This window comes from Elusimicrobiota bacterium, assembly GCA_026388155.1.
Classification (GTDB): domain Bacteria; phylum Elusimicrobiota; class Elusimicrobia; order Elusimicrobiales; family UBA9959; genus UBA9634.
This window is the reverse complement of the sequence record JAPLKI010000002.1, coordinates 57,319-78,299: the sequence shown is the minus strand read 5'-3', so window position 1 is coordinate 78,299 and position 20,981 is coordinate 57,319. Positions and strand designations below refer to the sequence as shown.

The following is a 20,981-nucleotide window of genomic DNA, read 5'->3' as shown; positions in this document are numbered from 1 at the left end:
TTAATTACCTCGCTTTACGATCTCACCCGCATGGATCGCGCAGCCTTTGTGCTTTTGAAGCCCTCCACGGCCGACAAGAGTGAAGGTGGGGGTGTTGTTCCCGCAAAGGCAGCTTTCAGGGTCCAGGAAGCCGAGGTCCGTGGAAAGAAGGGCAAGATTCGGCATCATTGCGTTGAACGGGGTGACAAGTTCAAGCAGGCCCGTATGCCCCGGCGGCAGCACCTTCATGGTTTCCGGATCCCTCGTGATCACACGGTTATATACCGGCACATGGAATTTATGTTTTTTGCATTCAAGGTAGGGGGCGCTGTGCTCCGCCATCCCGAAACCATCCCTGATGTTTTCATCCGGAATACCAAGAGCGTCGGTGACCATGCTCCTGAAATATTCCTTTGAAACTTTTTTATCTTCGGCCGCCTTCCAGCCGCCGCCGGTCAGAAGATAACTGTCTTTGGGCAGTTTTACGCGGCCGGTTTTCCCAATTTCCTCTATAAAATCGAACATAAAACTCGGAATGCCGCTCAGCCTCACGGGAGCGCCTTCTTTTATATATTCCTTTATCTTTTCCTTCAGCAGTTCTTTGCGGAATTCCCATTCCCCCTTTGCGTCCAGCTTGATCGCGTAAAAAGTATCCTTTGGAGGAGCAAACCTTTGCTGATTCTTTACCGTAAAGGCTATCCCCAGGTCCTTCGCGTCACCGGGGTCATAGACGAACATAAGATAATTGGCGGGGATTTTGGAAACAAGCCCTTCCTGTACCCAGAGCGTTTCAAGCATGGCCTGAACCCGGTCAAGGCTTTCTTTGTCGAACCATACCCGGGTTTTCTGCCCCTTTGTGCCGGAGGAAGTCAGCTTGAGCGCTGCGGCCTCTTCCGGCATCGACAAAAGAAGATGGTATTTCATCGCGGAAACCCCGACCACCGGAATTCTTTCTATGTCTTCTTCGGTCCGGATGGTTTCCGGATCGAATCCGTATTTCCGGTAGATTTGCCCCATTTCCCGGCATTTTGAAGAGTGAAAAACGGCCATCTCACGGCAGGCGCCTATGAACGATTCCCTCTTTTCAGGGGTTGAACAAAGAGGGTCCTTTACCCTGCAGATCCTTTCCGCGGCTTCGAATTGTTTCATATCAGGCAGTTCCTTTCGTAATCCGCTTTGATTATTTCAAGCAGTTTTTTGGCATTTTCGTTATAAAGTTTTATCTGTCCGAAAGCGACCTTCGCCGGAGCTATCGCCTGAAAACGGAAGGCAAGCTCCCGCGAATTCTTATACGGCACAAAACCCGAAACGAAAAATCCGTTCCTTGAAAAAAGTTCACACAGACGACCAAGGCCCTGTTCATTCAAAGGCACGTCAACGGAGGCGTACATATAACCGTCCTTAAGCCGCTTCGCGAAGTCCGCCGCAACGGCCTTCGCGGCCTCTTCCCCCGGTTTTAAAAGGTCGTAAGACACGGACTTCTGCGCGCCTTTTAATTCCAGCTTGAATTCCCCTCCTTCGGGAAGCTGCTGAAAGCGCGATTCGGGTATCCATTCCATGTTCAAAGGCTCAAGCAGGAAGCTGAGCATCTCGCCGAGTTTTTGCGGAAGCGTGACTTTTTTGCCGAAAGGATGTTTTACTCCGGGTATTACGGAATACAGGATAGAATATCTGTCCATCTCGTCGGGGTCGGTTCCTATCCCCAGCGTGGAAAGTTTAGCCTGTGCTTCACTTGACTGGCAGCCTATATAGATCGCGAGGTCGCAAGCTTTATATTTGGAGAGCAGCCTCTGGCTGTAATCATGATTGGTGACGAAATCAAAGAACAGATATTGATAGTTCTTCTTTTTCGCCTCTTCCAGCACTTTTTCGACTATTTTCCCGAACACGCCCCTTGAGTTGACGGCCGGATCGACCAGGCCAAGGCAGGGTTCAAGGACCAACGGCGTTTCGTTCCACCTCAAAAGGGAAAGATTGCCGATAAGGCCTTTGCCCGGCAATGAGGCGACTATTGAATAAAGTCTGCCCGCCAGGAGCATTTCCCTGACTTTTTCGGGATAATAGACGAACTCGTTTATATACCTGTAGCCGTAGATATTGTAAAACAGCTGGCTCAGTTCCGCCGCTTCTTCAAGTTCTATGGGCCTGATAGTTATTTCAGCTTCAGTCCCGGTTTCAAGGGTGTTTGCGTCAGCCGCCCGTGTTTCAGGGTTTAAATGGTTTTCCTGAAGTTCGCGGTCCGTCTTTATTTCCAGCGTTAATTGCTGGCCTTTCCGGCCCAGGTTTTCAAGCGTGATGTTCTTAACAAGGTCGAATTGAGGATCATAACGCAGCCCCTTGTTCTCATGTTCTTTGAGGATCAGCGGAATGCCATGATTAACAAGTTTAACCCGGATCCCGCCTTCCGGTCCGCAAAGCTCAAGCTTAACCTCCAGGCGCTCTTCTGTTTTGCTCCTGTCGCAGCATTTGAACAGGAGCAAGAGCGCGTTCGTAAGGGTTTTCCTGAGCTGTTCAATTTTTTCGCCGGGGATCGGCTCCTTCAAAAAAGAAAGCATCAGATTCAGGACAGGCCTGATAAAAACGATATCGGGAGCCAATTCAAGACGAAGCCCGCTGTTACGGGAAGCGCGGTTAAAATCTTTTTTCCCGCCGGAGGCGGAACCGCCTGGTTTTATTGGAGAGCATTCGATAATATTCATAAAAAATGTCCGGGCCGGTCAGATAACATCCTTAACCCTTACCAGTTTGCCTGTTTTTGGATTTCTTTCTATGCTCCCCGGTTTGAGAAGTGTTATTTCCAAAGGCAGGACGGCCCCCTTTTTCACGAATTCCCTCAGGGACGGCCGTTTTTCAAGAATAGCCTGTGAAAGCTTATGTGCCAGGCCGCCGTATTCGGACGGCGGAACTTCCGTTTCAACCAGCACGACCAGCTGATCCCGGCCCCGGACCCTGTTTTTTCTCATTTGTACGGTGCCGAGAAGTTTGCCGGTCGCCGCCACGATTTCCTGTATAAAGTTGTAATCGATGGAATCATAGCCGATCCTGAGCACATCGTCCCCGCGGCCCAGCAATTTGAAGACCGGCGTCGTCCTTCCGCATTTACAGCCGGTCCCCGTCCAAAAAGCGAGGTCGCCGACCTCATATTTTATTATGGGCGTAAGACGCCTCGTATAAGGGGTCGCGTACAGCATACCGGTCTCGCCGGCGGCGCAATACTTTCCCGTTTCCTTGTCTATGATCTCAAGGTATACCTGGTCGTCATGCGCGTGAAAATATCCCGTGGGACAATCCAGGCATTGATAGCCGAGATACCAGGAATCCACCGTGCCGTAGCCCGGAGCCGCGATAAGTTTCACGCCGAACTTCTCCCTGAGCTCCTTTTTATCGGTTTCATATAAATGCTCGCCGCCGTAAAAGATCTTGTCGATCCCGATATCGTCGCACCCGGCGGCGGACATCTCCCTTAAGCAATTCATGATGACGCTCGCTATGCCGGTGAAACAGTTTATTCTGAATTGCTTTGCAACCGTGTGCACGAAATCGGAGGGGGTCTGGTTCGAAAACGGGAAGTTCATGCATCCGAACTGCTGCAGCATCCTGTTCGTGTGCACGAACGTCATATACAGCCCGCCGACGGCGAATAAATTCGCCACCCGGTCATCGGCGTTGAGGCCAAGGGCATAAAACCCTCTCGCGTTCGGAAGATCGAGCATGTCCAGTTCTTTATGGGTGAAAAGAGTGGTCTTAGGAAGGCCCGTGGTCCCGCCGCTCTGAAAAACCGTGAAATCATTGCCGCTGACGGTCAACAGTTCCAGGCTTTTCGGCGGCAGGAGCTCCCTGAGCTGGGCGGAGGTAAGCACCGGGATATCTGAAAGCGGATGTTCAGCCCCCCTCTTGTAAGAAGCAAGCCTCTCCCTGTAGTAGGGAAGACTCCTCTTTGAAAATGAAATATGATCATCAAGAAGCCCGGAGATACGCGCGGCCCTCTCTTCAACGCCGCGGCTCTCCCATTCATCATAGAACCCGACCCGTTCTTTTTGTTTAAGAAGGTTCATAGGCTATCTGCCTTTCCCTAAAAGGGTTTCTAATTTCATGCTGTAAAGATTTTCCTTATCGCCCGGCGTATCCGGGGCCGATAAAGCTTCTAGGGCAAGGCTTTCAGTTCCGGCTAATTTCACGCCCGGCGCCGACAGATCGGCCAATAGGTCCACAAAATAGTTATTGTAAGGAATAGTCTTTCCGTTGATCGTGATGCCCAGAAAATCGAATACTGTGGGCGTATCCCTTAAAACCTGCGCAAAATAAGCGACTTCGGCATCCTCTGAAAGCGACCAGGCCAGCGGGCCAAGTTCCGGTTTCGCCACAAACCCCGCCTTGCCCGCCGGGTCGAACGAAACCTCTATGAGGTGTTCCTGTTTTTCTTCGCCGGGCGAAGGGACTATTCTCAAGTCAGACAGTATGGCCGAAGGATCGGCGAAGTAAAGTTTCGCTTTTCCGTTCTTGTCCCAGGTGCCCCTGACCCTTTTGATCCAATCAAGCATGGGAAGCGGTTTCTCGAATATGGGATCGACCGCGACCCAGCCGTTCCGGGGGCCTTTCACAAGGGTAGTAACATGGAACCGCCACTCGGGCTCGGCGCCCGAGCGCATATCCCCGACCAGGAAAAGTTTTTTTATGGAATCGTTCGGCACTCCCATTTTCCTGGCAAGAAGATGCACCGTCATCGCACGCCCGAAGCAAAAACCTATTACGCCTGAAGGGTCATATTTTCCCAGCGCGGAAAGGCGCGCGACCTTATTGGTCACGGCGGCCCTGAAAAGCGACAAAAGCTCATTTTCTTCAAGGCGCGGCTTTGTTCCGGGGGAAGCATCAGCGATCTGTTCGTACTTTTTTAACACTTCCGCGCTTGCCGTGTTTTTAGAAGGCGGCGGAATTGCCTTAAATGGAACGATGGATACAGCGCCGTTATCCGAGCCCTGCAAGTCTGAAAGGGAAACCGAATCGAGATCAAAGCCGCCGGCGGATCCGCCGGAAACCATATACAGGAACATTGCCGACGCCAGAAAGGTCTTTTTCATATATTTTGTCCCCCGGTATTATCCATATCGTAACAATTGCGCTTCAGAGCGGCCTAGAGGCTAAAGGCCCAAAATCCTCTGGGCCGATAGGGAAGCCCCAAAGGGGTTCCGGAGGCGCAATACCGAATTTAATTTAAAAACAGATATTACGACCCCCTGTTTTAAATTTCCCGCGAAGGACCTTCTATTGAAGCCGGAGGCGGATAATAAACGGCGGGGACCGCCATACCTCCGGTCCCGGGTCGCGGCGTATAATAAGTTCCGTTAAGCTTAGCGTCTATCGCTTTTTCCATTTCAGTGACGGGGATCAATTTCTGGAATTCCGGGGTAAGCGTCTCCTGGCTCCATGCCGCCGCCTGGCTGTCTCTCACGAAATGGCCGTCTTTATAGTCCGGGTTGCCCCTGACATGCACCCCGGCGATTTTCAAGGTTGCCGTATCAAATACCGGGGAGCCCGATGAGCCGGAAAAACTGTCCAGATCGCTGGTCATAAAACCGAGGGTGGAAATACTTACCACCGAGCCGTTGCCTATCACTTTGACGGGCAGGCAGCTCGGGTAGCCGATCATAAACACCCTATCCCCCGTCTTTGCCGGAGTCCGGCTTATTGCCAGCGGTACGCGGCCTTTAACTTTTCTGGTCAGCCGGATAAGGGCATAATCCGGTCCGTCCACAAGGCCTTCGTCGTTAAAAACGAGATCGTATTCTGTGACATGTTCGTAAAAACGGAAAAAATTAGCTCTGCCGTATTGCAGTCTTTGCGCGATCACTTCCGCGCATCTGTAAACGTTATCCGCGGGAAAATCCGTAACGACTTTTCCATCGCCTTTCAGCGCGTAACCAAAAACATACATCCAGCTCTCACAGGATGTTCCGGTAACCGGGGGGAACATATGTCCGGCGGTCAGAATAAGATCGTCCCCCACCAGCGCGCCTGAGCCCGCGGCGTTCGCCACTTGATCCGAAAAGCGTTCCGGGCGGTCGGAGTACAGGAACATCCTGTTTTTAAGCATGGTCGGGCGCGTTATGTAAGCGCTGCCGTCATCCCGTATTGTCAACTCACCCGGCTTGAACATCGCCACAGTGGACTCGGCTAATTTCCTTTGTACCGCGGTAGCATCGCCGGGTTCCAGGCGATCGTCCGCGCCGGCCATGGCGACGCGGAGTAAATTGGCGTCCCCCGATACTTTCACATCCCGGGCGGTCACGGTTTGCAGGTCGAAGTCTCCCGCAAACCCAGTACCCGACGCCAGCATTATCGCCATAGTCATAAGAATGTTCTTCATATAGTTCCCTCCACATGGTCCGAATCTTCTGTGCTTGCGGCATACAACTTCGCGCCAACCCGAATATTTTCTCCGCACAACGACTTCGGAAGAGCTCTATTAGCCTAAAAGTTTCAACTGAACTATTTTTCCGTACGCCCGCGCCGGGCCATAGCAGGGCTGAGAATTACCATATCTGAAAAAACTGCCGCAAAAAATGATTTCTTTCGCGTAACACTAAACCGTATCCGGTACCGTCCGGCATGCCTGTGACTTTAAGTATTTTATATTTCCCGTTTTGCTTGATTTCAATGGTCACATTTGCAGTAGGGCGGCTGAGTGTCAACAACGCTGTGGGACCCGTGCTGTCTTTATAATAGATCCGAAACATCCACCTGCATGACACATTGTATACGGGCGCAGCCTGCACGAGGCCGTGGTAGCCAAGCTCCACTTTCTCAACCTGGATGTTCCCTGAATCGTCTCGTTTCACCTCGCCTGTTTTCGAGACCGTTATCAGGTCCACCGGATAATAGTGGCTATCAGCCAAACTGTCCAGCGAAATATCATGCCCGCTCGCAAAAAGCCCGGCCATTGTGTCATAGGCCTGCTTGTTCACTTCCCCTTCGGTAAGAGCCGCTTTTGCCGGCGCGGAAACGCTGGCGCTCGCGGTTTCCGCCGTGGCCTGCGCGGCAAGCGTTTTAAGGGCATCTTCGGCCGACGCGCCGCCTGTCAAACCTAACATAACCGCCGCCATCATTAATTTCTTCATTATTGTTCCCTCCTAACTTAAAGCCTCATGATATAAGTTTACTCCGTTCTCCGATTAATTACTTGAGGCCGAAGAACCAGAGCGGCCCTGTTATTTGACCCAGGAGCGGCGGCTTATCACAAACGCCTTTAGTTAAGCCGGTGATTGAACCGTTATGGAAGCTGTTGTCCGCTTAAAACCGCACCACATTTAACTTCAGACGGAATGTTTTGACCGGGATTATATTGCTCCCGTTTTCCCAGGGGCGGACATAGTTGAATTTCAAGTCTCCGGTTTTCATCTTTAAACATCTCACTTTAATGATCCTGACCCCTTTCTCCAGGTCGTAATCTTCGGAAACGAGCTGGAAAGACCGGGTATCTAACCTATCCGCGACCCACATGTATCCGGTGCTGGCATTTTCAGACAGGCGTATCTCAACAATGCTGTCAACCGCCACATCAACGACCTGGCCGTTGAATGACTCGTCAAAGTATGCCGGGAGATTCGGGGCCATTATTTTCATATTGCCCGCAGGCTCCTGCGCCATCACTGCCATTCCCGCGGACACGACCAGAAGCGCCGCAGCTAATATCTTTTTCATGTAGTATTCCTCCTGTCAATTTATCAACATAATTTGTTTTTACTAATACCTAAAAGTACCGATTTTTTCATGTTTTATTACTTTCCTCCTTTCTTTTGTCCCGGATGCGGCTTATCGTGCGGCTCCAAAACCTCCCGACATAAGTTTGCTTCGCTTGCCGATTAATCCGATGAGGCCGAAGAATTTTTCTAATCCGCACTTGTCGGCATTGTCTGCTCTATCCATTGCAGCCTGTACATAGTGTTCACGCCGTCCAAAGAGTTGTAGAGGTCGATGTTGTACGGAAACTCAATATTGTATGTGTCCTCCACCAATTGAGTAAGAACACTGATGCCTTCCCCCTGGTTTCCGGACGCGAAAAGATTGCCATTAGGATAATACCAGGTCCCGCTGTCCCCGGAGCCCTGGATAGCGAACGCGTATCTTCCGGTAGGATACTTCCACGAGCCCTTGTCGCTGTACCCTTCTCCAACGAACGCGTATTTTCCGCTAGGGTATTTCCAGGAATCTTTATCGCTCCAGCCCTCTCCCACAAGCGCGTAGCTACCGTTCGGATACTTCCACGAGCCCTTGTCGCTGTACCCTTCTCCGACGAATGCGTATTTCCCGCTTGGATATTTCCATGAGCCTTTGTCGCTCCAGCCATCTCCCACGAGCGCGTAGCTCCCGCTTGGATATTTCCATGAGCCTTTGTCGCTCCAGCTCTCTCCCACGAACGCGTAGGTTCCGTTCGGATACTTCCATGAACCCTTATCGCTGTATTCCGGCCCCACATACGCTATCGCCCCGTCAGGATATTTGACCGTCTGCGTTGGGTCATTTGAGAAACGGCAGACCACTCGCGCCAGCGTTGCCGGTTCATTTCCCGAGCCGGGGTTTTCGAGCCGCGATAAAAAATCCATTGTGCGGGCCTGCGCGCAGCGAATATTAGCGCCCTGGGTATACGGTTTTTGACCGTGTCCATTAAAACCGGGGTTGCCTTTTATTGGCCCGCTTAAAGCGCCGGAAACATCCGGCAAAACCATTCCGCCTAAAACTGAAGGCGAAACGGAGGCTCTTAATGAATCCAGAGCGCTTTCTCCGGCGTAAGAAATCGTAACGCCGAATAACGCCGCTGCCGCCGCGTATATTAATCTTTTCATGTTTTATTACTCTCCTTTTCTTTTACTGCTGCTGCGGGACGGTGTATATCTGGGGGGCGACTACGGGAGCGTACACCGTAACCTTCAATTTCGTGCCGATCGATTTCAGATCGGCTTTGAAGCCGAAAAGGTAGGACATGTGCCACTTACGGACGCTCTCAAGGACTACAAAGTCACGCTTGAGCTGAAGAATATTGGCCGTAAACAGGGATGTTTTCAGTTCGTACGCCGCATCCTCCACGCCCGCGCCGTTGTCTACCTGAACGTTATTGTCGGCTGCCGCGATTATATTGGAAAACAGATCCCTTGAGGCCCAGACATTATGCCAATAGCGCACATTGCCCGGTTTTGAAACCGCGGCGGTGAGGTCCTCTTTGCTTATTTCCAGTTTATTGAATAAATTCACGATCGCGTTACCCGGCATAAGCGGGGAACCGATAGTGATGAATTTATCTATCTTCACATCGGGCCTTATGGCTTCCAGTTTATGCAGCACATCGTGCATAATAACAGTGCCCCAGCTGTGCGCCAGGATGTATATCGGGCGGCCGGGATTGTCGTCATAAACCTTGGCCAGCTGCGGAATAAACTTGGCGACAACGGTCTCGGTGTCTTCCGGATCCCGGCTCCAGTTGAAGCGGACAATCGTGGCGTTCGAGCCCGCGGGGAGCGCCCTTTTTACTTTGTCCGCCACATAGTTGGTGACGGAAACTTTTGTGATCAGGGGCTCTTCTAACCCGGCGGCCTCTTCCTGCTGCACTTCCGGGCTTGCGGCGACGGTTTTCAGGTTGTCAAACTGGGAGTTATATTTATCAAAAGACGCATTGAACGCCTTTGGATCGTGTTGTTTCTTGGGGAAAAGAACATCCGCCAGTTTGATAAAATGCTTCACCTCAAGCGGCCCCCAGCCTATTTCCCCGAAGTTCAAGCCGGATATGGCGACTATTACAGGGCCCTGCCCGGTATTTCCCGCGGAGGAAACAGGAACGGCGGGTTCGATAAGTTTCGTTATGATCGACAGGCCTGACGCGCCGGGGAGCCCGTAAGTCTTCGCGTTTTCGGCGGTATCTGTCGGATCCTGAACCGCGGTTTCAACAGCCGCGGCTATCGGCGCCGGAGCGCTCATATTAACGAAATCGCTCCCGGACAGCTGCTCCAACGCGGAATTGGCTGATGTATAGCCTGTCGCCATCAATAGCGCCGCGCACATTACAAAACCAGCCGATATTCTCTTCATAAGTATCCCCTTCTTTATTATTGTGTGTTTTCCGCGCTTCCGGGCGGTTCATCAATGATCTTGTGCTCTGCCGTCACCGCCGTTGTAGGCATTTCAAAGGTTTTGACGGGAACCCCGCGCGCCTCATCCCGGGTTTTCAGGTCGGAGGCGTGCACCGCCAGATCGGAGAACTGATCAGTGCCTTGTGTCGCTTCGCTCCACCCGGGGGAATCGCCGCCGGTTATCCTGCCCGCCGGTCCGCCCGGATACACTTCCAGAGCGCCGGGGCCCGACTCAGCGGCATACGCGCCGGCGGCCATTCCCATGACGAGCACTGATATAAAAAGTTTTTCCATGTATTTTCTCCGCCACAGTAACTTATAGAGAGCTTTATTCGGCCAACACTAGACCGTACCCGGTACCCTCCGGCAAGTTGGCGGCTTTAAGTATCATCTGCTTCCCGTTTCTTTTTATCTCAACATTTACAGTGTTGCCGGAATAAACAGGTCTGAGCTTCATAACTGCTATGGAGTCGTTGTAGTCGGAGCCCTTGTAGCTGAGCCCCATCAGCATGCAGCTTGCGGCGAATTTTGTCGCGGGCCGCGCGAGATTGTAGTAGCCGGTTATTTTGATGAGTCCGCCGACGCGTTTCAACTCTCCATGTTCATCGGAGGTTATCAGATCCACCGCGTAACCGTTCGGATAGTCCTGCCGCACCAACTCATACAGCTGGACATATTCACCGCTTTCAAAAAGCCGGGACAGGGTATCATAGGCCTGTTTGTCCGCTTCCCTGGCGGTAAGAGCCGCGCGCAACGGAGCTGGGATGCTAAGGGGCGCGGTTGCCGCCGAAGCCTGCACCGCAAGAGTCTTGAACGCATCATTGGCGGACGCGCCTCCGGCCAAACCCGACACAAAAACTATCATTATCAATCTTTTCATTAGTGTTTCCTCCAGACTTAAAACCTCATGATATAGTTTACCCCGCCTGCCGATTAATTCCATGAGGCCGAAGAACCAGCGCGGCCTTGTTATTTGACCCAGGAGCGGCGGCTTATCAAAAATATCTTTAGTTAAGCCCATGGTTTAACCATTATGCCGCCGTATTGCTCAAAAATCCGGTTTTAGCCGTCTAATGAGCATAGCTTCCGCCCCTGGTTCTTTGGTCCCTTGACACCCGGAATAGTTCTGCTAGACTATTTGAGCGGATGAACTTTATTTTCCGGTCCCTTAAATGGGGGAGCGGGGGATAAGGGGAGCGGGGTTTATGAGAAGTAAAATCGCGGTATTGTTGACGGCAATTCTGGCGACGGCTGTTTATTTTATCGCCGGCCAAGGCAATAATAAAAACAGGCCCGATGATCTCAGGGACGCGGTGTCCTCGGATTTCAACACCGCCATTCCAGTTCTTTCCAAAGGCGACGCTCAGATACCCGCCCCGGCGGCGCCGCAAAGGCTGGAAAAGTCCAAAACCGAAAGCGGCCAGGAAGGGCAAAGCAAGCCTTTTATCATGGCGGAACTGATAAGCGCCAGATTGGCGGGCGGGACGCCGCAGGAAACCAGGGACAATGTGGAGGCTTTTTTAGGAAAACTCGGACTGAAAATAATATTTTACCAGGACAATGACGCCTATAACTCAGCACAGCTGAATTTCAGACAATCCGAGGGAACGATAGACGCCGTAAAGCTTGCATATGCCAAGAGTCAAGACCTGCGAACTATAAAACAGCTGGCGGAAGTTAAGGAAATATACCCGGTCACTTCTTATTACAGGGTGATCTTTTCCAGGGACTTATATTCGCCGCGCATACGGGCGATATTCTCGGAGTTCCCCGATCTGACCGTTACCCTGCCCCCAAAAAACCGGGCGATGGCCGGCAGCGTCTGGACACATCTGGCCACCGACGGTATGGACAACCCCAAAGCCGTGGCGGCAAGACTGAAAAAGCAATTTCCCGACACGATATCTTCGGCCCAGGTAATGGTCTCGGTCGAGGTCGCGAGGTTCTCCGGCAACTAAAAGGCCTTCCGTTGGGATACAAAGGACCAGCAACGACCAATACCCCCCCATAAAGCGCCTGGGGGGCGGCCGGCCATTATTTCAACTGGTAAAACTTCAAGTCAAAATGCCGGGTCATCAAAGTCACATCATCCTCCCAGGCGGAACCGGAAATAACCTGTAGGAGGCGGGCCAAAGCGTCCGTCTTCTGAAGCGAGCGGGCGTGAATTCTGCCCAGAACATAAGCCTCGTAACGGATGATATCCTTATTGTCCTGCTCGGTCTGTTTGTCAAGACTCATTGCGACATTACCATCAAAACGGGGGCGTATAAGCATAGCCTTTCCGGACACTGCCGCGACGCTATATAAAGAGGAAGCTCCGGAGCCCTGTTCCATTAAAATAGTCGTTGGGATTCTCTGTGTGGTTTCGGGGATCTGCGCCGCGGCGACCGGATAGATCGACGGCGTTGGTTCCTCTTTGAACTCCAGCTGCAGAAGCGCGCCGCCATTGTCCAAAAGGACTTCGTATCGAAGAAGCCCGCCGGAGCCTCCGCCTATCTTGCTTGTTGCGACCGCGTCGAGCAGTTTCGCCACCGGCGACAGGCCCCCGCCCAGAGAGGCTAAGGCGGCCTTGATCTGCGCGAGCTCCCCGGCATCGACATCACGCATGTTGCTATCGCGGAGTATCTTGCCGCCGTCGATCTTTTTGGGGTCGGGAGTTATCCCCTTTTTTTGGCTTTTATTTATCATATCCGTAACGGGGGCGGGAACGGTATAGGTTTGTCCCCGTAAACCAGCCGCATAAGCCTGAAGCAATTTGTCCAGTTTGGTCTTTCCGCTGTAGAGCCGCGAACTCACCATAAGCCGATAAAGATCCAGGACTACGGGGCAGGGGCCGGAATCATCCATGTCGTTCATCGTAAAAACAGAGCTTCCGTCGTTTTGTATCAAAACGCCGAAGTTTTCCGGATGAGCGTCGCCCACGCACCAGCCGGGCACATTATCAACCGCGCTTACCGCCCGCAAAGAACCGCGGTTGGCTTTTATCAGTAGATAGAAATAATCCACATAGGACCGCAGAAAGTGAAAAGAGTCGTTTGCCGCATCAAGCTTGGCCTGATCAAAACTATAGGGAACATCCGTCAAGTTTTGCGCCTCAGCATGCTTTGCATAGCTCCGTTCAAGGCCCGCCATAGGAACAGCCTGCGCGGAAGAAAGTTCCGGCAACGGCTCCGCTCCCGCCTCGTCCATAAACCACTGTGTTCGCTGAAGGCCGCGAATGTGCCGGTCAAGATCAGCGGGCGGCGCGCCCAGCGCGATCCCGCTGAGGCTTACGCATGCCAATGTTGTCGCCGCGAATATCGGTGATAATCTTTTCATTTTTCCTCCCAAATGATCAAAAGCGCTTTCTCCGGTATCAGGGGACGCTGTTTACTATATTTCCAACTTGCAGATATTACCTTTAAGAGTGATACTTAGGAAGTACGGAAGCAGCGTCACAGATATTTACTCCTCCATTCGAATTGAAACGAACAGCCATCTATATCCAAGTTTACCTAGTTTGCCGGTGAACTGCCTGAGGCCGAAGAACCAGCGCGGCCCGGTTATTTGACCCAGGAGCGGCGGCTTACCAAAAACACCTTAATTTAAACCTATGGTTTAAACCATATACCAGTGACATAAGACCGGATTCAATTTAAAAACCCGATATTATATTCCCGGACCTGGGCAGTGTAAACCCTGCGGAAGAGCCGGAGCGCGAATTCGGGCGCAGGCTGCGGGCGTTAGCTGCGGGCCGCACTAAATTAAACAAATAGGCCGCCGCTCCCCTATTTAGGGAGAATATTCGGCGTATTGTTTTTTTGTATTATTACATTGGGAATTCAGCACAAGCGCGAGAGGTGTGCGGCATGAGAGACATTTCTAATATACTCGCTGGCGCGGCGGCCGGGGCGGCATCCGGAGCGGTGGTCGGATGCGCGGTCGCCTGGGAGGCGGTATCGCGCTCTTATACCGGCCCGGCCGCTTTTTGGACTAATTGCGGGCCGCATATTTTTGTGCCTGTATGGCTGGGCGCGGCGGTCGGCCTGGTCTCGAAGCTGGCTGACGACTCTTTTTTCGGGATGGCGGTTGTAGCGTTTGCCGGGATTTGCGCCGGCCTTTTAGTGCCTACAGTCTACCAGTATATGTTCTACCGGCCCTTCACCATGTCCGTCGCGTTTATGGGCATCCCTTACGCCAGGGAGATCGTGCTCGGGGGAGCCGGCGCCATAGCCGCTTTCTTCTGGTATTTCAGCGGGAACAAATTGCTCAGTTAGGATTCAGGGGAGAGGATTGCCACCCAGTTCATGGCCTTTGAAGGCGAGAGCAAGCAGAGAGCTTACCCGGCAATAAAATTTATTTTGCGCGGCGGGTCCTTCTGCCGGCTGTTGAATGGCGGTGTAAATGTTTTGTCCTTTTATGACTTACGACCCGGGCTTTGCCGGTCCAGCTCCGCACTCTTCCGGTGTCGACATGCACAAACCCATTGCCGGGATAGTAACCGACTCCTCCGGTATTCCGGGCTTGAAGCGCGCGCGCGGCGTCTCTTAAATCCGTCAGCCTTACTCCCTGGATATTAATGTCGGCGGCCATGCCTGACATATGTAAGCTGTGTTTTGAAACGCCCGGATTTTTGCGGCTCAGCGCGGCGTTCAGTTCCGGACTGCGGTAGCCTGAAAGAAGCGTGATAGTTCTGTTGCCGAATTTGTGCTGTAAGGAGTCCAGGATTTCCAGCAGGCCCGGAGCAATATCGTGTTCCTCTTCCGTAAGGCGGCAGCGGAAGAAATGCCTGACGCGTTCGGCCGCTTCCGGAATATAGTTCCCGGCGCTGTCCCGGTATTGGACCGAAAGAGTTTCAGAGGTTTTATTATTAAAAATGGTTAAGTGACCGTCGCCGTCAAGTCTGACAGGAGGCTTATTTGAGGGATCATCCTGATCGTCTCCGTTTTCGTCAAAATCATAATCAGAGGGCTGTTCCCCGGCGGCTGCGGGAACCGGCGTTGGAGCAGGAACAGACGCCAGGGAACTGGAATTATTCAGAAACCTTATGATGTCGTGGCTGTTTATAGGCAATTCCTCCGACAGCGCCGGCAATGTCCGGGCAAACATGACAACCGGCGAGAAAACCAGGACTATGAGCGCGGATAAAGTTTTCTGCCGCAGTTGTATGGGTTTCATAAATCGCTTTCCTTAATGTTTACAGATTTTGCCGATGAATTTACTAAGTCCTAAAAACCAGCCGCTACGGATCACTGAAAGCCGGCGGCGAAATAGCGGCTGAGATCATGCTGCGCTGACGGGGTCCCGATAGGCGTTTTCACATCCCGGAAAGAGATCTCCATGGATTTATTTCCCTTAGCCGGCTTCGGTATGAAAGATTCGAGGGCGGAGACTGCGGTCGCGAACTCGCCGCCGCCGCCGTTTTGGGGGTAGGTGGCCACGGTCGCGCAGCCGGAAAGGGTCTGTATGAAGTCATTGTCGCCGCCGATCAGTATACCTTCTATAAGCCCGGTCGCCGCATTGATGACAGGCGAGCCGGAATTACCGGCGAAAGTGTCCAGGTCCGTGACAAAATAGTCTAACGGAGAAACGACCCTGACCGTGCCGCCGGCGGCTATTTTAAGCGGCAGGCTTTTTGGGTGGCCCATGACCATCACTTTGTCGCCTGCTATAAGGTTATGGCTTCTGTTTATAACCAGAGGCTTGTGCCCGGCAACTTTCCGGTCAAGTTGGATGAGCGCGTAATCGGGCTCGTCTCCGGTAGAGTGCGCGATTATCTTTTTGCACGAGTAGACATCTTTCACTCCTATCTCACTTGGGTCGCCTGCAAGGCTAATTTTTTTAAACGCGAAACCGAAGACTATCTTCAGGACGTTGCACGCTGACTGGTCTTTCACGCAGTGGCCTGCGGTCATGATCAAATCGCCGCCCACCAGGGAACCGGAACACAAACCCGGACCCCTCGGCTGCTCCCTAAATCTTTCTCCGGGGCAGAGGTTTAAATCGTCGCCGAAGTTAGTGGTTTCAAGGGAGAATGTCTTATCGGCGGAGTTGTAATGAATATCCACCGACTGCCATAAGGAAACCACTGAGTCAGCGAGTCTGCGAGTTTCAGGTGAAGCGTCAAACAGTTCTATGCGGTCGTCTCTGCCGTAAATGCCTTTGTCTACCGCTAAAGCCGGGGTGGATAATAGCGGGGAGATTATTGCCATGGCAAGTATCGCTTTCAGTGTTCTTTTCATAAGTTTTATGGTCCACAACACTATCTATAAATAATGCGCGGATGTCCCAACACCCAGGTCGGGGGCGCTTTCCTCGAATAACCCCCAAAGAACCTGTTCGCCGTCGTCTGTTAGTTCCATTTCCGCAGTCTCCAGGGCCGGAGCTACAGCAGGCGCAGTCTGCGCCATACCCCTGAGCTTCTCTAAAGCCGTTCGTCCGGCAAAAGCAAAACCGGGTGCGGTGATCAGCAAGGAAGAAAGAAGCATGGTTGTTTTCCGCCTATGTTTCATGGCTCTCGGCGCTATATTCGCGCTATCTGCAAAACTCATTTTTAAGAGTGCCGGTTTTTTCATATTTTATTACTCTCCTTATTTATTCAATCCTGGATAAGACTTACCGCGCAATTCAAAAACCTCATGATATAAGGTTACCCCGCCGGCCGATGACTTACCTGAGGACGAAGAACCAGAGCGGCGTTGTAATTTGACCCAGGAGCGGCGGCTTATCAAAAGCACCCTTAACTAAGCCGGCGGTTTAATCGGAAAAAATATGAAACAAAACCGGAGAGCCTTGCGGCCCTCCGGCAATTACGTGAACGATAGGACTCTGTTCGTTTATTTAGGCAAGACTCTTAAAAGTTCCAGCGCCTTCTTCAGGTCAAGGCGGCCCGCGCCGAAAACCTCATCACGGCCGGGAGCGCCCAAGTCTGCCGTAGACGCCAGAAGGAGGTCTATAAGTTGTTGGGCGGTCAATTCCGGTTTTACCGACAGAATAAGAGCCGCGGCGCCGGAAACAATGGCGGCGGACAGGGAAGTGCCGTTGCTTGTTATATATTTTCCCCCCATATCGGTGGTATAAAGCGCGGAAGACGGAGCGGAGAGGTCCACGTACGCCCCGGTATTGTAAGCCGGCGGGTGCCAATCCAGGTCGTTAGTGCCTCCGACCGCTATCATATGCGGATCATCGGGGAGGTCGAGATACTCGCCCTTATTGCCGGCTGAGACTACCAGTATCCCGCCCTTTTTATAAAGATACTCCGCGGCTTCCTGCACGGCCAGGTTGCCCGCGGCGTTGCTGATGCTCAGGTTAACGACCTTTATCCCCTGGTCGGCGCCCCACTTTATGCATTTCGCGCTGTCGGAGTGGTCGGTGGCGCCGTCGGCCTTGTTGGTTATTTTACCGGGGATAATTTGAACCTCCCAGTTCACGCCGGAGGCGCCGATGCCGGTATGCCCGCCCTGCGCGCCTATCAGTCCGGCGATGCGGGTGCCGTGACCGTTGCCGGTGGGTTCGGTATTGCCGCTGCCGTCCACAAAATTCAGCCCGGTCCCGACATTGCCGCGCAGGTCCGGATGCCCCGACTCAACACCGGTGTCGCAGACGAGGACCCGCACGGAACGGCTGCCTTTGCTTTTTTCCCAGAAAAGCGGGGCCCGGATCTTTGTGAGAAACCAGGTTTTATCCGGTTCCGCCGCCGCCGCGTCAAGCTTGGGCGGGTAAGCAAGTGTGTTCGGTTGTACCGCCTGCACCATGTTGAAGGCGCCGATCCTGTCGGCAAGCCTCTGACTGTTTCCCTTGGCGCTTTTCTCTTTCGCCAGGTAAACTCCGCCAACCACAGGCTCTATCGTTATGTCGGGGAAATTCCTGTGCAACACCGCAGTAAAATCCCCGATAGAGCTCCCTTCCGAAAGCTTGAAAAAGACAGAAACCTCCCCTTCGTCCGCCGCCGCCGCGCATGCAGATAGCGCCCAAAGGACCACTATTACCAGTTTTAGCTTTGCTTTCATATTCTTTTTATCCTTAATCAGCGCCGAGCACGGGCTCACTCTTAAGGTTCCATATCCCTGATGCAACGGCTAAATAGCATTTGTCGCCGGGATTGCAGACCTTCAGCTGCCTGCAATTATTTACCCCGTCATGGTAGTGGTCCGAGTTCGCGCTGGACGTTATACCTATCACCTCGCCGGTGCCGGCGTCGAAGACCGGGGACCCGGAATCGCCGCCGAAAGTGTCCAGGTCCGACTCGAATGCCTGACCGGTAGTTTTTATATTTATTATCTTCGCCGAATCCTTGAATTTAAGCGGGAGACCATTGGAATTGCCGATATTGACCAGGTCAAGCCCGGGGCTTACTTGCGCGTCAAGGCCCAGCCGTAATGGCTTCCTGCCTTCTACGGTGCGGTTCAGCTGCAGAATGGCGTAATCCACGTCCCCGAAATTCTGGTAATTCTTAGCTACTATCCTCTTGCACCGGTAGACCCGGTCAGCCGCAGCCTTCGTGTAATTTTTGTCTCCGGGGCCGGAGAGCGCATATTCGAACACCCAGTAAAAACCGTCGCAGTCGTCCTGGGACTTGATGCAATGGGCAGCGGTGACGAGCAGATCCGGCTTTACAAGGAAGCCCGTGCAACTGGGAACGGTGATCTCGTCAGCAAAGCGGTTGCCGGGGCATTCTTTATGGCTTAAGGGCTCGCCATGAAGTTCCCAGTAGGAGCCGTGGTCCGTGATATGGTCCGCGGAAACCTTTCCTGCTATTGAGCGCCCCGCTTCTTTCCACCGGTCCGGAATGGAAAAAAGCTCCTGCCGGTCGTCTTTTCCGAAAATAGCACGGGAAGGGACCCCTGTTAAAACGGAGGGAGGAACAGAAACCCTTAATAGATCAAGGGCGCTTTCCCCGGGATAAGAAATATTAACGCCCAGCAATACCGCCACCGCCGCGTATAATGATTTTTTCATGATTTTTTGCCTTTTTCCCTGCTTGTTTAGAACTTTAATTTGGAACTTTAATTCTGAAGATCCAAGTCTCACATGCCTTTATTTACTAAGTCCTCCGCACCAGGATACGGACGCATCAGCCGCTCCGTCGTCAGGGGCGGCGGCTTTTTTAAGGAATGAAAGTATAACCCGCGCGGTTTTGCTCCTAAGGTCAGCCAGCGGCATCTCTTCGGACGGTATACCTTTGAAAAACCCTATATCGGTAAATGATTGATGCAGTACTTTTCCGTCCTTGCCGTCAAAATCGAAGACACACTGACGCGGCCCGGCAATATCTTTGGGAATTCTGTCCCTAGCGATATTTTCAGTGGAACGGAATTTAAGATAAGGAAGATCCCTGCGGGATGGCCAGGATTGACGTGGGAAGAGCGGATATTCCCCTCCGTCAAGATTGACTGCGGCGGCGCATGGCCCCCTTTTTTGAGAACAATACATGTTAGCGGCTATCCCCCCTATAGAATGACCCATTGCAAATAACGGCAAAGGCTGCTTAGACGTGTCGGCACTATGGATGTATTTTACTAGGACATCGATATCCTTCAGCAGCACCTTAATGGATGCGTTCATCACAGGATCGATCAGTTTCGAATTCTGGATCTTGCGCATCAGTTGCTCCTGATCGATACCCGGCAGCAGACAATTATCCGAAGTGTAAGCATCACCGGAAATCCCGGGGTGTCCGCCGATAAGGACCCTGTAGCCATGGCTTGCCAAGGCGGTTGCTATGGTCAGATAAAACTGCGGCGATGACCCAAGGCCGGGGAGAAACAGGATTGTGCCGCGCAATTCCACCGGCACCGGCAAATCGTACGTTCTGGGTATATTTAAGGTTTGAACGCTCGATAAAGCCTGTTCCGTGAGATGCCAATCCTTCAGTGTGCGCTCCGCGAGAACACCGGGGAAAAAATATGCCTGTTTCCCGGTTAAGGCCCCTGCCACAGGGGACACTTCTATCACCGGGAGTTGTCTGTAATAGTTATCGGCATCTCCGCTTTTGCAATCTTCCTGTTCCAAAGAGCGTAGCGAGATCAAGTCTGCTTTTGGAACAGCGAAACCCCGATGCAGGGAAAAATATCTGATTGAAACGGCGTACTCGCCTGCAGGAACGGGAAGGCTAGAAGCCTGAGCCGACAAAAAACAATCCGGACAGAATAGAGTAAAGGCCAAGGCCATGGCGAGTTTGTGAAATACAGCATCCGCGAATGGCTGTTCCATAAAAAACTCCTTTGATTAGGACCCGAGGCGGTGGAGGCAGCACTGGCCATCACTATCATCTACCGCATAAATACTCCCGGTTAGGTGCTAGTTCGTTTGAAAGGGCCGGACCCGTTGGCAGGGTCCGGCTTGTCTTTCTCCCTTCAGAAGTCAGTTGGCGACCTTACACGAGAACTGGCGGTTGTAGATGAAACAGCCGTCGTCGTCGTCCCCGTTGATCTCCAGCTTTACCTTGTCGCCGGGTTTGTGCTCCGAAACGGCGCTCTCGAGCGTGAAATAATACTGGGTGGTATAGTACCAGTCGTAGTACACGCCGTAAGTTGGCCCGTTCAGCCAGGCCCTGTAAGCTTCGGGGATCTTCTTCTGAGAGGTCTGCTTCAGCGGGAAGGTCCTGGCGGTGTCCATTTCGCAGCCGCCGAAAGCGGATTTCCACTCAAGGAACTGTATACCGTTGCCCGAGGTCCGGAAAACTATTTTCCCGGGTTTGCCGTCTATAAGGAATCCGTTGTCCGTGGCCGTGCAGGTGTAGGTATTCATGGCCGGATTTCCAAAACCGGCGGCGCCTTCGCCCGCGCTGGCGGCGCTCAGGCCGGCAGTCATCAGAAGTAAGGTTATTACTGTTTTTTTCATTGTTTTATGTCTCCTTGTTTTTATGTTTTTTCTGGTCTTTGAACCAAAATAGTCCCGGGCCCT

21 protein-coding genes are annotated in these 20,981 nt (G+C 52.5%); 2 read left to right on the top strand and 19 right to left on the bottom strand.

Annotated features, from left to right (window positions below; translation table 11 throughout):
• The 11 genes from NTX59_00725 to NTX59_00675 form a co-directional block, all read right to left on the bottom strand.
• The gene (locus tag NTX59_00725) at window positions 1–1,128 is read right to left on the bottom strand and encodes a hypothetical protein (GenBank protein ID MCX5784191.1); all 1,128 of its coding nucleotides are present in this window, start codon (window positions 1,126–1,128) and stop codon (window positions 1–3) included.
• Window positions 1,125–2,678, bottom strand: coding sequence for a hypothetical protein (locus tag NTX59_00720; GenBank protein MCX5784190.1), 1,554 nt, complete (start codon window positions 2,676–2,678; stop codon window positions 1,125–1,127). Before NTX59_00720 ends, NTX59_00725 begins: the two co-directional genes overlap by 4 nt.
• Window positions 2,679–2,696: 18 nt before the next feature.
• Window positions 2,697–4,034: an AMP-binding protein gene (locus tag NTX59_00715; protein ID MCX5784189.1), complete on the bottom strand. Its 1,338-nt coding sequence runs from the start codon at window positions 4,032–4,034 to the stop codon at window positions 2,697–2,699.
• 3 nt (window positions 4,035–4,037) lie between these two features.
• Complete coding sequence (locus NTX59_00710; GenBank protein MCX5784188.1) at window positions 4,038–5,057, bottom strand: hypothetical protein; 1,020 nt, start codon at window positions 5,055–5,057, stop codon at window positions 4,038–4,040.
• A 161-nt stretch (window positions 5,058–5,218) separates the two neighbouring features.
• A complete protein-coding gene (locus NTX59_00705; protein ID MCX5784187.1) occupies window positions 5,219–6,343 on the bottom strand; it encodes a serine protease in 1,125 nt (374 codons plus the stop codon).
• Between the two features lie 166 nt (window positions 6,344–6,509).
• Window positions 6,510–7,094: a hypothetical protein gene (locus NTX59_00700; GenBank protein MCX5784186.1), complete on the bottom strand. Its 585-nt coding sequence runs from the start codon at window positions 7,092–7,094 to the stop codon at window positions 6,510–6,512.
• A 172-nt stretch (window positions 7,095–7,266) separates the two neighbouring features.
• Window positions 7,267–7,677 carry a protease inhibitor I42 family protein gene (locus NTX59_00695; GenBank protein ID MCX5784185.1) on the bottom strand — a complete coding sequence of 137 codons (411 nt, stop codon included), beginning with the start codon at window positions 7,675–7,677 and terminating at the stop codon, window positions 7,267–7,269.
• A 188-nt stretch (window positions 7,678–7,865) separates the two neighbouring features.
• Window positions 7,866–8,819 (bottom strand): hypothetical protein, encoded by a 954-nt coding sequence (locus tag NTX59_00690; GenBank protein MCX5784184.1) that lies wholly within the window; start codon window positions 8,817–8,819, stop codon window positions 7,866–7,868.
• Window positions 8,820–8,841: 22 nt separating this feature from the next.
• Window positions 8,842–10,056: a hypothetical protein gene (locus NTX59_00685; GenBank protein ID MCX5784183.1), complete on the bottom strand. Its 1,215-nt coding sequence runs from the start codon at window positions 10,054–10,056 to the stop codon at window positions 8,842–8,844.
• Window positions 10,057–10,073: 17 nt separating this feature from the next.
• Complete coding sequence (locus NTX59_00680) at window positions 10,074–10,391, bottom strand: hypothetical protein (protein MCX5784182.1); 318 nt, start codon at window positions 10,389–10,391, stop codon at window positions 10,074–10,076.
• 34 nt (window positions 10,392–10,425) lie between these two features.
• On the bottom strand, window positions 10,426–10,977 hold the full coding sequence (locus NTX59_00675; protein MCX5784181.1) for a hypothetical protein: 552 nt from the start codon (window positions 10,975–10,977) through the stop codon (window positions 10,426–10,428).
• A 325-nt stretch (window positions 10,978–11,302) separates the two neighbouring features.
• Between NTX59_00675 and NTX59_00670 the strand changes: the two genes are divergently transcribed.
• Entirely contained in the window at window positions 11,303–12,055 is a 753-nt protein-coding gene (locus NTX59_00670) for a hypothetical protein (GenBank protein ID MCX5784180.1), read from the top strand.
• A 76-nt stretch (window positions 12,056–12,131) separates the two neighbouring features.
• Here the strand turns inward: NTX59_00670 and NTX59_00665 are convergent, their stop codons facing one another.
• Complete coding sequence (locus NTX59_00665; GenBank protein ID MCX5784179.1) at window positions 12,132–13,415, bottom strand: DUF2252 family protein; 1,284 nt, start codon at window positions 13,413–13,415, stop codon at window positions 12,132–12,134.
• A gap of 530 nt (window positions 13,416–13,945) precedes the next feature.
• Here NTX59_00665 and NTX59_00660 point away from each other — a divergent pair.
• Window positions 13,946–14,353, top strand: a complete 408-nt coding sequence (locus tag NTX59_00660) for a hypothetical protein (protein MCX5784178.1) — start codon at window positions 13,946–13,948, stop codon at window positions 14,351–14,353.
• 79 nt (window positions 14,354–14,432) lie between these two features.
• On the opposite strand, the gene NTX59_00655 is transcribed toward NTX59_00660, so the two are convergent.
• The 7 genes from NTX59_00655 to NTX59_00625 all read right to left on the bottom strand — a co-directional run bounded on the left by NTX59_00655 (window position 14,433) and on the right by NTX59_00625 (window position 20,918).
• The gene (locus NTX59_00655) at window positions 14,433–15,254 is read right to left on the bottom strand and encodes a DUF882 domain-containing protein (protein ID MCX5784177.1); all 822 of its coding nucleotides are present in this window, start codon (window positions 15,252–15,254) and stop codon (window positions 14,433–14,435) included.
• Window positions 15,255–15,325: 71 nt separating this feature from the next.
• Window positions 15,326–16,318 carry a serine protease gene (locus NTX59_00650; protein MCX5784176.1) on the bottom strand — a complete coding sequence of 331 codons (993 nt, stop codon included), beginning with the start codon at window positions 16,316–16,318 and terminating at the stop codon, window positions 15,326–15,328.
• A 24-nt stretch (window positions 16,319–16,342) separates the two neighbouring features.
• On the bottom strand, window positions 16,343–16,651 hold the full coding sequence (locus tag NTX59_00645) for a hypothetical protein (GenBank protein MCX5784175.1): 309 nt from the start codon (window positions 16,649–16,651) through the stop codon (window positions 16,343–16,345).
• A gap of 261 nt (window positions 16,652–16,912) precedes the next feature.
• On the bottom strand, window positions 16,913–18,085 hold the full coding sequence (locus NTX59_00640) for a S8 family serine peptidase (protein ID MCX5784174.1): 1,173 nt from the start codon (window positions 18,083–18,085) through the stop codon (window positions 16,913–16,915).
• A 13-nt stretch (window positions 18,086–18,098) separates the two neighbouring features.
• Window positions 18,099–19,034 carry a serine protease gene (locus NTX59_00635; protein MCX5784173.1) on the bottom strand — a complete coding sequence of 312 codons (936 nt, stop codon included), beginning with the start codon at window positions 19,032–19,034 and terminating at the stop codon, window positions 18,099–18,101.
• Between the two features lie 78 nt (window positions 19,035–19,112).
• The gene (locus NTX59_00630; GenBank protein ID MCX5784172.1) at window positions 19,113–20,288 is read right to left on the bottom strand and encodes an alpha/beta hydrolase; all 1,176 of its coding nucleotides are present in this window, start codon (window positions 20,286–20,288) and stop codon (window positions 19,113–19,115) included.
• 150 nt (window positions 20,289–20,438) lie between these two features.
• Entirely contained in the window at window positions 20,439–20,918 is a 480-nt protein-coding gene (locus NTX59_00625; protein ID MCX5784171.1) for a hypothetical protein, read from the bottom strand.
• Window positions 20,919–20,981 lie beyond the last annotated feature (63 nt).